This is a genomic window from Streptococcus australis, assembly GCF_901543175.1.
In the GTDB taxonomy this organism is placed as follows: Bacteria; Bacillota; Bacilli; order Lactobacillales; family Streptococcaceae; genus Streptococcus; species Streptococcus australis_A.
On record NZ_LR594040.1, the window covers coordinates 1,493,804 to 1,506,762 of the forward strand.

The window sequence follows — 12,959 nt, forward strand, 5'->3', positions numbered from 1 at the left end:
ATCCACCTTTTTGTGGTTTAGTTGTTATTCGCTACGAAGCGATTCGACTGGGTCTTTCTTAGCAGCGATGCGTGAAGGGATGAGACCTGCTAACATAGTTAGGACAATCGAAATACCGATAAGGATTAGAGCTACTTCTATTGGTAATTGCGCTACATTTTCCACATTTGTCATTTTCGCAACAATCGTATTGATTGGAAATGTCGCAAGGAGAGTAACCGCGATACCGAGCACCCCAGAGATGAATCCTTCGATGGCTGTTTCAGCAGTAAAGATACGACGAATGTCTTTCTTCGAAGCCCCCATTGCACGTAGGATTCCGATTTCTTTTGTACGTTCGAGAACTGAAATGTACGTGATAATCGAAATCATTATAGAAGATACAATGAGTGAGATGGCCACAAAGCCAACGAGTACTGTTGTCACTACGCCAACCAATGTCGTAATTGAAGACATGATAGTTTGGATATCATCTGAATAAGCGAGTACCTTATCGTCTTCTCCAGCTTCTTTTTTCGCCGTGTTATAGGCGTTTATAAATTCTTTCAAGTCTTGTTTTTGTTGGAACGAGGGGTTGTAGAGCTCAATGGCAGCTGGTTTAGATTTGTTGATGACGCCCATTTTTGCGAGGTTTTCCTCGTAAGTGGCAGCCGAGTTATCGTTATATTGTTGGACATACTGCGCTTGTTCTTCAGGAGTCATTTTGGCTAACTGAATTTTTTCTTCTTCAGTTAAATTCTCCGAACTGAATGGTTTAGGATCTTTGGCAAAGTCTTTACCCGTAAATACATTTAGATTTTGATTGGCTTCCTGTTCCTTAACGATATCACTATTTTGAATATGCTCGGAAGTGTAATCAATAAGGGCGCTTGTGTAGGCGATTCCTCCTGAAGGAGCATTCACGCCTGAACTTGTGCCGTCTTTTTGGCGAAGGACACCCACAATTTTAAGTTCGAGCCCATTCTCGATTTGAGTGGTCATATAAGAAGCATTATCAATCTTATTGAGCCATAAGTTATTTTCTTTCACAAAACGCTTTGTATTGACAACTGCTTTGAAAGTTTTTCCGATAAAATCACTATATTGATACGTTTGAGAAGAGAGTTCGTCGAGCTTCTTCGTGTCGTTCAATTCACTGGGATCTTTGATACGCAAACTATAGAGCAACAAGTCGCTAATTTGATTGTTTTCATCTACGATAAGGACGATCTCGGACTTATCTTGTGGGAAGCGTCCTTCCAACACGTCGTACTTGCTTTCTAGCATTGAAGAATCACTAGAAAGTTCAGTCCAGTAGTTGAGGTTTTGTAAGTATCCCTTCATCGTTTGGTTCGCTGTTTCTACTTCATCAGCTAAGGTTGAAGGCAGAATACTTTTGGGTCCGTTGGAAGTATCACTTGCATAGATAAACGGTTGTAAATTGTATCGGTAACGAATGTCTTTTGTGAGAGATTCGACCTTCGAAGCGTGTTCCTCCAAGTAAGTCTTGAAGGAAGCTAAGTCGTTCTTTCCGATTTGTTTTTTCAATAAATTAGTTAAAACCGTATTGATACCGAGCTCATGATTATCCTTGTAAGGCTTCTCGCTCAAATCTGGAGAGGTCGCCAACAAGTTGCTCTGGTTCTGCTCGCTAATCGTCAGTGGAAGAGAGACGAGAGTATCTTCCTGCACCTTTTTAACGTAGTCACTCACACCATTTGAAAGGGCTAAGATAAGGGCAATCCCGATAATCCCGATGGAACCGGCAAAGGCTGTCAGGAAGGTACGGCCTTTCTTCGTCAATAGGTTATTAAACGAAAGGGCTAGAGCTGTCATAAAGCTCATCTTCGTCTTCGTGAACTGGATGTCGACTTGCTTTATCTCCTCTGTTGGTTCGCATGGGTTTGAGTCGCTCAAGATGTTTCCATCTAATACTTGTACGATACGTGTGGAGTACTTCTGTGCCAGCTCTGGGTTATGCGTCACCATGATAACCAAACGTTCCTTGGCGATGTCTTTTAGCAACTCCATGATTTGTAGAGAAGTCTCAGAATCAAGCGCTCCTGTAGGTTCATCAGCTAAAACGACCTTTGGATTATTGACAAGTGCACGAGCAATCGCAATCCGTTGCATCTGTCCTCCAGACATTTGGTTTGGCTTCTTATATAAATGGTCTTTTAATCCAACGCGTTCAAGAGCTTCGATAGCACGTTTCTTACGTTCTGCTTTTGAAACGCCCGAAAGAGTCATTGCAATTTCTACGTTGGAGAGTGCAGTTTGGTGCCCGATGAGATTATAAGACTGAAAGACGAAACCGATGGTGTGGTTTCTGTAGCTATCCCAATCGCGGTCTTTAAATTGCTTTGTTGATTTTCCTTGGATGAGTAAATCACCGGATGTGTATTGGTCGAGTCCCCCGATGATATTTAATAGGGTGGTTTTCCCAGAACCCGATTGCCCGAGAATGGAGACAAACTCATTCTCACGGAAACGAATCGAGATATCCTTTAGCGCATGGAACTCTTGATCGCCCGTATGATAGACTTTTGAAATGTGTTGTAGCTGTAACATCGCCTATCTCCTTTCAGTGATATATGTAGTCTATCACAATTTCATATTGGAGTAAATATGTTATATTTACAATTCATCAAAAATAATCAACAAATGGAAAATCGACTTCTTATGAATGATGATGTCTATGACTTTGACCTACTTCCAACCCCTCAATGTTTCGCTTATGAGTTTGGTGACTTGCTAGGTTTGCATCAACTTCAATGGTAACATTTTGAAAACCATAATCTTTGAGTAAATTACGAATGGATTCTTTACAATACTCCATATATTCAATCTCTTCTAGGCAAACATGAACAATGGCGTCATTTTCCAGACCATCCATAGACCAAATACTGAGTTGATTTACACTTTTAACATTAGTTAGCCTTACTAACTCTTTCTCTAGCTTAGCAGTCTCGATACCTTCAGGCACCGCATCTAAGAAAATCTTAAGGGTAGACCAAAAGCGAGGAATGGCTTTCCAGAGAATAAAGCAAGAAATCAATAGCGATAAAAGCGGATCAAGAAAGTACCAGTCAGTGACATACAGAACACAAGCAACCAGAATAACCGCTAGCCAACCTAGAATATCTTCTAGAAAATGTAGGGTCAGGATAGCTTCGTTCTTGGTCTGACCCTTACGAACGACCAGACTAGCCAAGAGATTGATAATAATTGCGATAACTCCCAGCCACAGCATACCTTGGTAATCGACAGGCTCCGGAGAAAGCAGACGGGGAATGCTTTCTAAAATCATTATGATTGACCCCGTAAAGAGGATAACAGCTGTCAGCATGGCACCTAGCAGACTGAAACGTTTGTAACCAAGAGTGTAACGTTTGTCTTCCTGACGATTGGAAATAGTTTCCAAGCAAGCTGATAAGCCTATGGCAAGGGCATCACCCAAATCATGAACCGCATCTGCTAATACAGCGCTTGAATTAAAGATGACACCAAAAATAAATTCGACAACAGAAAATGATAGATTTAAGAAAAAAGCTAACCAGATAGATGTTTTAGAACTCATTTCTCTCCCTCCTTTGGTATAATAGATATATACTTCTTTCATTTGTATTATCTAATAAAATCCAAAGAAAGGATAGAAGCAAACTGTCAGCCCTATTCAGTTCTGAACAGTTTGCCCCAAGTGTCTATATGCAAAAAAGGGACCGTCGAGTCAGCAAGACGAAAAAAGCCATTTATCAAGCTTTTTTACAAGTTTTGAACGACAAGGGCTATGATGCCACTACTGTCCAAGATATCATTGACTTGGCAGATGTTGGGCGCTCGACCTTTTACTGTCACTACGAGAGCAAGGAGCTGCTTTTAGATGAACTCTGTCGCTACCTCTTTCATCATCTCTTTGAAAGGGAAGAACACTTAACTACAGAAGGCTACCTCGCACATATCTTTTTACATTTTCAAAAAAACCAAGACCATGTCACCAGTCTTCTTTTTTCCAAAAACGACTACTTTCTCCGCCAACTACACAAGGAACTCGAACACCATGTTTACCCCATGGTAGCGGAGGATTTGCAAGAGGCCTATCCAAACATTCCGGCTTCCTACCTCAAACATTTTGTAGTAACCAATTTTATCGAAACACTGACCTGGTGGCTAAAAAATGGAAAATCTTATACAGAAGACCAAGTAGTGAGATTTTACTTAGATGTGATTGAGATGACTTCTACAAAATCACTCTAGATTTAATCCTGTTACGAAGAAAGGAATCAACCATGTTAAATTCTATTATCCTAGGAATACTAACGATTGTACTAGCTCTCGGTTTTTCACTTCTCCATCTCGCAGCTGCTTTCGCAGCCATGAAAGAAAAAAATTACTGTCGGGGAAATATGTGTATCTTGGTAGGGAGCTGTCTCACCTCACTAGCTCTTGCTATCTTTTTCTTTATCCCGCTTGCAACTGTCGTCTTATGGATAGTGGGCTCTAGCATCATCTGCTACGGTGCTTACTGGAATGGGCAACAGCAAGAAAGTCAACATATATCGCACCACATTATAAGGGGCACACTAGCGGCTTTGATCACGCTCTTGTTTATCTTACTCTAACATTAAAAATCCCATCTCGAATTATAGACGAGATGGGATTTTGTCTGCTAAAGAAGGGAGCTAGTGACTACCACTGACTTTCCTTTTATTTCTTCAACAAGCCTTGTTCTTGTAGAAATTCCTTGGCTACTTGTTCTGCTGCTTTGCCTTCGACACCAACTTGATAGTTGAGCTGGCTCATCTGGCTTTCAGAAATTTTACCAGCCAGTTTATTAAGCACCGTTTCCAACTCTGGATGTTTCTTAAGAAGAGCTGCTTTCATCAGAGGAGCCCCTTGATAAGGTGGGAAGAGTTGCTTATCATCTTCCAAAACCTGTAAATCATAACGCGCCAACTCTGCATCGGTCGAATAGGCGTCCGTGATTTGAATATCACCTGACTGAATAGCCTGATAACGAAGGGCTGGTTCCATTGTCGCTACATTGAGATTGAGACCGTAGAGAGACTGCAAGCCCTTATTTCCATCATCGCGGTCATTAAATTCGAGAGTAAACCCTGCCTTCAGCTGACCTTCTACTTTTTTCAAGTCTGAAATGGTCTTCAAGCCATATTCTTGAGCAATCTTTTTTGGAACAGCTACAGCGTAGGTATTTTGATAAGACATGGGTTTAAGATAGGTTAGATGATCCTGCTTGGCAATACCATCACGCGCCACTTGATAAACCTGCTCTGGTTCATGACCTACTTTAGGTGCTGGTTGAAGCAAACTTTCAGTCACCGTACCGGTAAATTCAGGATAGATGTCAATATCCCCTTTTTTCAGAGCTTCATAGAGAAAGCTTGTTTTCCCAAAATTCGGTTTAACAGTCGCAGACATGCTGGTATTTTCTTCGATCAGCAACTTATACATATTAGTCAAGATTTCTGGTTCAGGCCCCAATTTCCCAGCGATGACCAGGTTTTCTTTCTCTTTCTGAGCCAAAAGAGCTGGGCTATAAGACAGACCGAGCAAGACCGTCACCAAGGTAAAACCAGCAAAAATCGTCCGCAATTTCGCTTTTTCCATTACTTTTAGTAGGAAGTTAAAGGCAATGGCTAGCACTGCAGAAGAAAGTGCCCCAATCAAAATCAAACTGGCATTATTACGGTCAATTCCCAACAGGATAAAGGAACCCAGTCCCCCTGCACCAATCAAGGCCGCCAAGGTTGCCGTACCGATAATCAAGACCGCTGCCGTCCGAATCCCAGACATCATGACAGGCATGGCTAGTGGAATTTCAAACTTCTTGAGTCGCTCCCATCTGGTCATCCCAAAAGCAATCCCTGCCTCTTGCAGACTCGGATCAATTCCCTTCAGCCCAGTGATGGTATTTTGCAAAATCGGAAAAATCGCATAAATCACCAGAGCTGTCAAAGCCGGCAAGGTCCCAATTCCCATCAAGGGGATAAAAAGCCCCAACAAAGCTAGAGACGGGATGGTCTGGAAAATCCCAGCAATCTGCAAGACCCAATCCGCCAACTTTTCATGATAACGGAGAAATACTGCTAAAGGTAGGGCTAGTAAAATTGCTAAGATCAAGGTCAAAAGTGACAACTGCAAATGTTGAGATAGGGCTGTTACCCAATCACTAAAACGATCCTGAAAAGTTGATATTAAATTAGCCATGGGCTCCACCTCCAAACAAGTCTGCCACAAAGTCTGTGGCAGGAGCTTTTAAAATAGTCTCAGGATTCGCCACTTGAACAATCTCCCCATCCTGCAAAACAGCGATCCGATCACCTAATTTCAACGCCTCATCCGTATCATGGGTCACAAAAATCGTTGTCATCCCAAATTCATTGTGCAATTCTCTGGTCAAGGTTTGTAGTTGTTTTCTCGAAATAGCATCTAAAGCTGAAAAAGGCTCATCCATGAGGAGAATCTTAGGCTGACCAATCATAGCACGAACAATACCAACCCGCTGCTGTTCTCCACCAGATAATTCACTAGGTAGGCGATGACCATAGTCAGCTACTGGTAAACCAACCTTAGCCAAGAGTTCTTCTGTTTTCTTAACAATCTCTTCCTTGCTCCACCCCTTCATTTCAGGAATGAGGGCAATATTTTCCGCAACTGTTAGATTGGGAAACAGAGCAATGGCCTGTAAAACATAACCAGTAGAAAGACGAAGTTCACGCTCATCATAGTCCTTGATACGCTTGCCATCCATGTAAATATCGCCATCCGTAGGTTCCAAGAGACGGTTGATCATCTTGAGCATGGTTGTCTTACCTGAGCCAGATGGACCAACTAAAACCATAAACTCCCCATTCTCAATTCTTAAATTAACATTTCTCAAGACATCTTTTTCTGTGTAACGTAAAGCTACATTTTTGTATTCAATCATTCTGTATCCTCAATTTAAAACTTCCCTCGATTGGTCAAGTCTTCTGCCTTAGGCATAACTTCCTTATTATCCCAATGCTCCACAATCAAGCCGTTCTCCAAACGGAAGATGTCATACTGGGCATAAGCCACTCCATCAATCTGAGTCTGCCCATAGCTAACCACATAGTTCCCTTGTCCCAAAAGCTGGAAAACAAAGTCGAAAGTGACACCATGTTCAGCCACATAGTTTTTATAAGCAGCACTTCCTTGTCCAATCTCATGACTATGCTGAATCAAATCGTCTGCCACATAATCACTCCACTGCTCCAGTTCCCCATTTTGGAAAATTTCTGTCAAGAAACGGCGAACAGTTTTTTTATTTTCTGCTGTCTTATCCAAATCCGTAATTTCAAAATCACCAAAGATCTGATCTAACTGTTCATTTTCTGGAGTGCGATAGTAGTCAATGACATCCCAATGCTCCACGATACGACCATTCTCATCAGAACGGAAAGTATCTGTCGTCACCCATTGCGCTTCCCCGCCATTGAGATATTGGTGAACATGGACAAAGACCAGATTGCCGTCTTCAATGGTGCGAACAATTTTCATCTCACGCTCGGGATAACGCTCAAAGAAATTTGCAAAGAAAGCCGAAAAACCTTCTTTCCCATCTGGCACACCTGTCGAATGTTGGATATAAGTATCCCCTACGGACTGGGCTTGAGCCTCAGCAACTCGTCCGTCTTGAATAGCATGAATATATAGATTTTGTGCATTTTTAACTTGTTTTGACATGATTTACGCCTCTTTTTCTTTCAAATTTTCTAAAATGCGTTCCTGATAACTTTCAAACTGGCGAATTTCTTCCTCTGAGAAGCCTTTATAAAAAATCGCATCCAGTTTTTGACTGATACGATGGCCAACTTCTTTCTGAGACCAACCACGCTCCGTCAACTTGACATATTTTTTTCTCTTGTCTATTCCACATGGACTGATGGTAACCAGATTTTGCTCCTCAAGTTTCTTAATCATGGTTGTGAGCGTATTGTTGGTGAGACCAGTCGCCAGCGCAATATCTGTCGCAGTTGCACAGCCAGTTTCACTATTCCATAAAACAGTGAGAATCTTACCCTGCTCACTTCGATAAAGAGCCTCCGGATCCTGACTCAGTAACTTTTGAAAAATCCGCCCATTCAGCAAACGAATATGGTGGGCTACTAAATGACTATCTTTCATGACTTCTCCAATTTATTTCTATATCGAATTTTCTCCATTGTAGCACCTGCTGTTTCATCTGTCAACTATTTCGATTTAGAAATAATTTCTACCAACAAAAAAGACCTCCTACCTAAAGCAGAAGATCTCTAATCTTGATCAACTTAATCTGTCATTTCGGACACCAGTGTTCGATGTTCCAGTGGTAGACTGCACATAACCAGCAAGAAGATGAATCCTGACTGAATCCAAAAGAGAGCCAAGTCAAAAATTCCATGTACAGCGACTACTGTAAGGAAGGAGAGATAAAGACCGATAATTGGTCGTTTACCAGACTCCTGACTCATATCCATCATCATGTGAACCGGGATAACCGAAGAAATGGATAAGAGAATGGTTCCAATCAAACCATAACTTAAAATAGTATCGATGTAAAGACTATGCGCGTGCTCGTGGTAAGGTGCATGAATTCTCGGATAGGAATTCATATAGGTCAGTGGACCCTCACCCCAGATCGGATTTTGCTTGAACAAAGTCATACCCGCATTCCAGATTGAAACACGCTCCTCCATTGAAGAATCTAATGTTCCCATACGGACACCCAAATCGCTTGAGAAGAGGAAGCAAAGGCCAATTCCGAAAACTCCTATACTGAGCCAGAAGGCACGCCAGTTTTTAATGGTTGTAAAAAGATAAATAATCGCACCAGCGATGATGGCAGGAAAGGCTGTTCGATTCTGCGTAAAATTCAAACCAAATAGATTTACAAAACCTGCTAGCACACAAAAGACTTTTAACCATCTTAACTTGGTCGTTGTAAAGAGATAAAAGGCAATCATGATACAGAAACAACAGATAATTCCATAGTAATTCGGATTAAAGAAGGTTACCTCTGCACGGTTCTGGTGCCATACTTGCATATTGGGCGAAAGAAAGGCATAGTTAAATTTCTTTACAATTTGGAAATGTTCCAAAGTAGCAAAAACAGCAGAGAGCACACTACCAAACAAGATTGTCTGCAGAATCAGTCGAAAGAAAGCATGCGTCAGACGTTTCTGATAAAAACTAAAGAAAATGAGTAAGAGAAACATCAGTAAAGATGCAACCAATCCAAGCCAGTTCTTGGCGACGATGGAGATGATACTACTGTAGGCAATAAAAAAGAGAAGTACAGGATGTTTGGCCAATCCTTTGATAATTCCCTTCATCTCCCCAGTAACAAGTAAACCTATCAAATACAAAGCAAAGAGTGCTAAGAACAAATAAAAAGGCAAAAAGATACTCATGATCATCAGATACAAAAAGAAATCTTTTTTCGAAAGCCCTCTTATCTTATCCAGTAATCCAATTGATTTCAAAACGGATCCTTTCTGTTCTGGATTTCTCCAGAAGATAAATGCTAAACTATCTTTTAATTTTACCATTTTTTCCGTCATTTGGGAACAATGAACACGTTATCAAAATGAAAAAAACTTTTAAATAGGAATACAAATATACGCACCTTGTCATAAAAAGCATTACAAGGAAATTGTCGCTAGTAAAAAAGAAGTAAACTTCCTAAAAAAGGAAAAGCTATGGTAGAATATAAGAAAGGTTAAAATAACAACTATTGAACGACAGTTAAAAAGGAAAAACTATGAAATCACACCAACTAGTCTATCAAATATTAGCTAGAGAAAACGACTATGTTAGCGGAGAAAAAATCGGAGGAGAACTGAATCTAAGCCGCACATCCATATGGAAAGCGATCCAACGCCTCCAACAAGAAGGGCTCGTGATTGACAGTATTAAAAATAGAGGATATAAGCTCATTCAAGGCGATTTAATATTGCCTGATGTAATCCAGGAGAAAACCAACTTAAACATTCTCTACAAACCTGAAACCAAATCAACCCAAACAGATGCAAAGAAAGGTATTGAGGATGGAAACAAGGGAGATACCCTCTATCTTTCCACATATCAGACAGCCGGTCGTGGTCGCTTTCAGCGTCCCTACTACTCTCCTGCTCAGGGGGGGATCTATATGTCCTTGCATATTCAACCAAATCTCACCTATGACCAGCTTCCTGCCTACACATTACTTACAGCAGGTGCCATTTACAAAGCTATTAAAAACCTCACCTTGATTGACGTGAGTATCAAATGGGTAAATGACGTCTACTTTAAAAATAAAAAAATAGCAGGTATCCTCACCGAAGCCATGACGTCAGTAGAAACAGACCTAGTAACAGATGTCATTATCGGCGTTGGAATCAACTTTGCCATCAGCGATTTCCCTAAAGAGATAAAAGAAAAAGCTGGAAGTCTCTTTACACCACCAGCTCCTATCACACGAAACGAACTAATCTCAGAAATTTGGCGTTGTTTCTACCAAACAGCACCCGAAGAACTACTTTATCTTTATAAAGAACACTCTCTCGTCCTAGGAAGAGAGGTCAGTTTTATCCAAGATCAGACTGAAAAAAAAGGAATCGCCAAGGACATCTCCGACAAAGGACAACTCCTTATCCAGCTTGATGATCAGACAGAAATCTGGCTCCATAGTGGTGAAATCTCACTCACTAGCTGGACTTAATAACAGCACTATATGGTGTCTAGAACCTCAACTAGCAACATATAGTGCTTTTTGAATGTGGAAAGCGACTGATATATAAATAGCTGACTTCCTATCAACACTTTACAGGTGAATAGCTTTCGAGGCATTCTTTTTATATGCCGTGCTATGAGCCAAAGAAACCCCATTGTAGTGATTTTCGTATCCAAGTATAATCAATGGCAACGCAAAAACTTTAACAGCATACAAAAGTAGCCAAAACATAAATACTTCAGCTTTTATATTCACCAAATTTTTACTCAACATCTCGTACAAGAACCATGCATTTAAAGCCATATTGAAGAGACTTGCTAACGTTGCTGAGACTATATTGGTTTTCAATTTTGGATGATAACATTTAGCCACATATAAGGCCAATAATGAAATATTATAAAGGCAAATCGGTTGATAATTTTTCCTATAAATAACCAGCGTCTTACGATTATAGAAAAAGAAACCATGAGATCTACGATGATAGTCATTAATCCAGACATGGCTAAGACCTCTAATCTCATCCCAAGCTATAAATAAATCAATTTTTCTTAGATAAATCCCAGTTTCATAGATTAAACACTTCCATTTGAACAGGAAAGATAAAAGAAAAGTAAGGAGAAAAACCGCAACCGTAACAATCCTCAACTCCTCTTGCCCAATAATCTAGGATAGGTTAAAAAAGCGAATTTGAGCTTTTTTTGCATCTAAGATCATTGAAATCACAGTTAGAAATACTACAAAGATAAATAGTATAAATCTATAAAAAATACTATAAAATTTTACTCCATTTTTCATCTCGATTATCCCCTAGCCACTTAAAGTCCCTAACTCTAGTATACCACTAAGTCTAGTCTATTTATGATTTTTTCTAGTATGAAAGTTACTGAAACAGCATTAGATAATAGAGCTTTATAATTCTGTAATGAGCAAAACAACTATGGAGATTATGAGACTTCTTTTGTTGGGTTCTATAATATTTGTAGTGGGTCAATCCCCTATAGATATTATGGAGCCTATTTTGTTGTAGAAAAAAAGTCCCATAAGATCTATAATGAAAAGCGACCAAACCATCATTAGAAAGAATCATATGGAACAATTACATTTTATCACAAACTTACTGGGAATAAAAGGCCCTAATATCCAGATCATATCGTTAATATGAATACCTACAAGGAAATCATCGCTGAGCTTCATTGCACAAGGTTTTGATTCAAATAAGTTCCTAGCTATCTTAAACGGACGGACTAAAGTGGCTATTCTCAATCACTTTCTGAGGTATTCCAGACAGGTCCGAAATGGAGTGAAAGTCATTACAATGGACATGTTTAGCCCTTACTACCACATCACTAAAAAACTCTTTCCTTCTGCTAAAATTGTCCTCGATCGTTTCCACATTGTACAACATCTAAGCCGTGCTATGAGTCGTGTTCGTGTGCAAATCATGAATTACTTTGACCGAAAATCTCATGAATATAGAACCATCAAGCGCTACTAGAAACCCATCCAACAAGATAGTCAGAAGCTAAGCGATAAACGCTTTTATCACCCGACTTAAAGAAACACTATAATTTCTACCAGCACTTGCTTTTTCACTTTCAGAACAAGGAGACAGAAAAATCTTTCAAACTCATTGAAAATAATCTAAAGCTTATCCATCCTCGCTTTCAGGCTGCCTTTCAAACCTTTCTCAAGGACAAAGAAAAAAACATTAACACCCTTCAATTGCCTTAATCCAACGTCAAACTAGAAGTAACCAATCATATCATTAAACGCAATATCTCTAACCTTCGAAACTTTGACAACTTTAAGAAACGGGTTGTTATCGCTCTTAACAGAAAAATGGAGGAGACTAAGATTGCCCTCTCCAGATTTTAGCTGATTTCAACCCACTACAATTGACAAAGAGCTGAAAAAAGAGAGTGCCAATTTGGTTCTCTCCAGAATATGACTTTTCACCACCCCACTAGAGTTGACAAAGAGTCTCAAATCACATCACGGAGAATGGGGGATTCGAACCCCCGCGCCAGTTACCCGACCTAACGATTTAGCAAACCGTCCTCTTCAGCCTCTTGAGTAATTCTCCAAAATATTAATTAACAGGTATAAGTTTATACGATCTCCCCACACTCACGTTACAGATCTCTGTATACGGAGAATGGGGGATTCGAACCCCCGCGCCAGTTACCCGACCTAACGATTTAGCAAACCGTCCTCTTCAGCCTCTTGAGTAATTCTCCTACTTTAA

Annotated in this window: 11 protein-coding genes, 2 tRNA genes and 1 pseudogene; 4 read left to right on the forward strand and 10 right to left on the reverse strand. The window is 40.2% G+C overall.

Translation table 11 applies throughout. The annotated features are described in order from the left end of the window. Positions 1-24: 24 nt before the first annotated feature. The gene (locus FGK98_RS07625; RefSeq protein ID WP_138100707.1) at positions 25-2,550 is read right to left on the reverse strand and encodes an ABC transporter ATP-binding protein/permease; all 2,526 of its coding nucleotides are present in this window, start codon (positions 2,548-2,550) and stop codon (positions 25-27) included. Between the two features lie 109 nt (positions 2,551-2,659). Then, a complete protein-coding gene (locus FGK98_RS07630) occupies positions 2,660-3,559 on the reverse strand; it encodes a cation diffusion facilitator family transporter (protein WP_138100708.1) in 900 nt (299 codons plus the stop codon). 128 nt (positions 3,560-3,687) lie between these two features. Here FGK98_RS07630 and FGK98_RS07635 point away from each other — a divergent pair, with 128 nt between their 5' ends. Both FGK98_RS07635 and FGK98_RS07640 read left to right on the forward strand, forming a co-directional pair. Beyond that, a complete protein-coding gene (locus FGK98_RS07635) occupies positions 3,688-4,236 on the forward strand; it encodes a TetR/AcrR family transcriptional regulator (RefSeq protein ID WP_138100709.1) in 549 nt (182 codons plus the stop codon). Positions 4,237-4,268: 32 nt separating this feature from the next. Then, positions 4,269-4,601: a glucuronide permease gene (locus tag FGK98_RS07640; protein ID WP_138100710.1), complete on the forward strand. Its 333-nt coding sequence runs from the start codon at positions 4,269-4,271 to the stop codon at positions 4,599-4,601. An 85-nt stretch (positions 4,602-4,686) separates the two neighbouring features. Here the strand turns inward: FGK98_RS07640 and FGK98_RS07645 are convergent, their stop codons facing one another. From FGK98_RS07645 to FGK98_RS07665, 5 genes are all read right to left on the reverse strand, one after another. Next, the gene (locus tag FGK98_RS07645; protein WP_138100711.1) at positions 4,687-6,207 is read right to left on the reverse strand and encodes an ABC transporter permease/substrate-binding protein; all 1,521 of its coding nucleotides are present in this window, start codon (positions 6,205-6,207) and stop codon (positions 4,687-4,689) included. Next, the gene (locus FGK98_RS07650) at positions 6,200-6,928 is read right to left on the reverse strand and encodes an ABC transporter ATP-binding protein (RefSeq protein WP_138100712.1); all 729 of its coding nucleotides are present in this window, start codon (positions 6,926-6,928) and stop codon (positions 6,200-6,202) included. The genes FGK98_RS07645 and FGK98_RS07650 overlap by 8 nt, the downstream gene beginning before the upstream one ends. A gap of 14 nt (positions 6,929-6,942) precedes the next feature. Next, positions 6,943-7,707, reverse strand: a complete 765-nt coding sequence (locus tag FGK98_RS07655; RefSeq protein WP_138100713.1) for a nuclear transport factor 2 family protein — start codon at positions 7,705-7,707, stop codon at positions 6,943-6,945. 3 nt (positions 7,708-7,710) lie between these two features. Next, positions 7,711-8,148 carry a MarR family winged helix-turn-helix transcriptional regulator gene (locus FGK98_RS07660; protein ID WP_138100714.1) on the reverse strand — a complete coding sequence of 146 codons (438 nt, stop codon included), beginning with the start codon at positions 8,146-8,148 and terminating at the stop codon, positions 7,711-7,713. 143 nt (positions 8,149-8,291) lie between these two features. Then, a complete protein-coding gene (locus tag FGK98_RS07665; protein WP_138101057.1) occupies positions 8,292-9,485 on the reverse strand; it encodes an O-antigen ligase family protein in 1,194 nt (397 codons plus the stop codon). 278 nt (positions 9,486-9,763) lie between these two features. Here FGK98_RS07665 and birA point away from each other — a divergent pair, with 278 nt between their 5' ends. After that, positions 9,764-10,702 (forward strand): bifunctional biotin--[acetyl-CoA-carboxylase] ligase/biotin operon repressor BirA, encoded by a 939-nt coding sequence (gene birA / locus FGK98_RS07670; RefSeq protein WP_138100715.1) that lies wholly within the window; start codon positions 9,764-9,766, stop codon positions 10,700-10,702. A 102-nt stretch (positions 10,703-10,804) separates the two neighbouring features. On the opposite strand, the gene FGK98_RS07675 is transcribed toward birA, so the two are convergent. Then, on the reverse strand, positions 10,805-11,359 hold the full coding sequence (locus FGK98_RS07675; protein ID WP_241993348.1) for a hypothetical protein: 555 nt from the start codon (positions 11,357-11,359) through the stop codon (positions 10,805-10,807). Positions 11,360-11,888: 529 nt separating this feature from the next. Here FGK98_RS07675 and FGK98_RS07685 point away from each other — a divergent pair. Continuing rightward, a pseudogene (locus FGK98_RS07685) lies at positions 11,889-12,589 on the forward strand (transposase); the annotation flags it as partial. Between the two features lie 120 nt (positions 12,590-12,709). On the opposite strand, the gene FGK98_RS07690 reads toward FGK98_RS07685, so the two are convergent. Together FGK98_RS07690 and FGK98_RS07695 are read right to left on the reverse strand one after the other, a co-directional pair. Beyond that, positions 12,710-12,797 (reverse strand) — tRNA-Ser (locus FGK98_RS07690). A 66-nt stretch (positions 12,798-12,863) separates the two neighbouring features. After that, a tRNA-Ser gene (locus FGK98_RS07695) sits at positions 12,864-12,951 on the reverse strand. Positions 12,952-12,959 lie beyond the last annotated feature (8 nt).

Coding starts and splice junctions, on each gene's coding strand:
- FGK98_RS07625 (WP_138100707.1), bottom strand. CDS start 2,550: ATGTTACAGCTACAACACATTTCAAAAGTCTATCATACGGGCGATCAA.
- FGK98_RS07630 (WP_138100708.1), bottom strand. CDS start 3,559: ATGAGTTCTAAAACATCTATCTGGTTAGCTTTTTTCTTAAATCTATCA.
- FGK98_RS07635 (WP_138100709.1), top strand. CDS start 3,688: ATGCAAAAAAGGGACCGTCGAGTCAGCAAGACGAAAAAAGCCATTTAT.
- FGK98_RS07640 (WP_138100710.1), top strand. CDS start 4,269: ATGTTAAATTCTATTATCCTAGGAATACTAACGATTGTACTAGCTCTC.
- FGK98_RS07645 (WP_138100711.1), bottom strand. CDS start 6,207: ATGGCTAATTTAATATCAACTTTTCAGGATCGTTTTAGTGATTGGGTA.
- FGK98_RS07650 (WP_138100712.1), bottom strand. CDS start 6,928: ATGATTGAATACAAAAATGTAGCTTTACGTTACACAGAAAAAGATGTC.
- FGK98_RS07655 (WP_138100713.1), bottom strand. CDS start 7,707: ATGTCAAAACAAGTTAAAAATGCACAAAATCTATATATTCATGCTATT.
- FGK98_RS07660 (WP_138100714.1), bottom strand. CDS start 8,148: ATGAAAGATAGTCATTTAGTAGCCCACCATATTCGTTTGCTGAATGGG.
- birA (WP_138100715.1), top strand. CDS start 9,764: ATGAAATCACACCAACTAGTCTATCAAATATTAGCTAGAGAAAACGAC.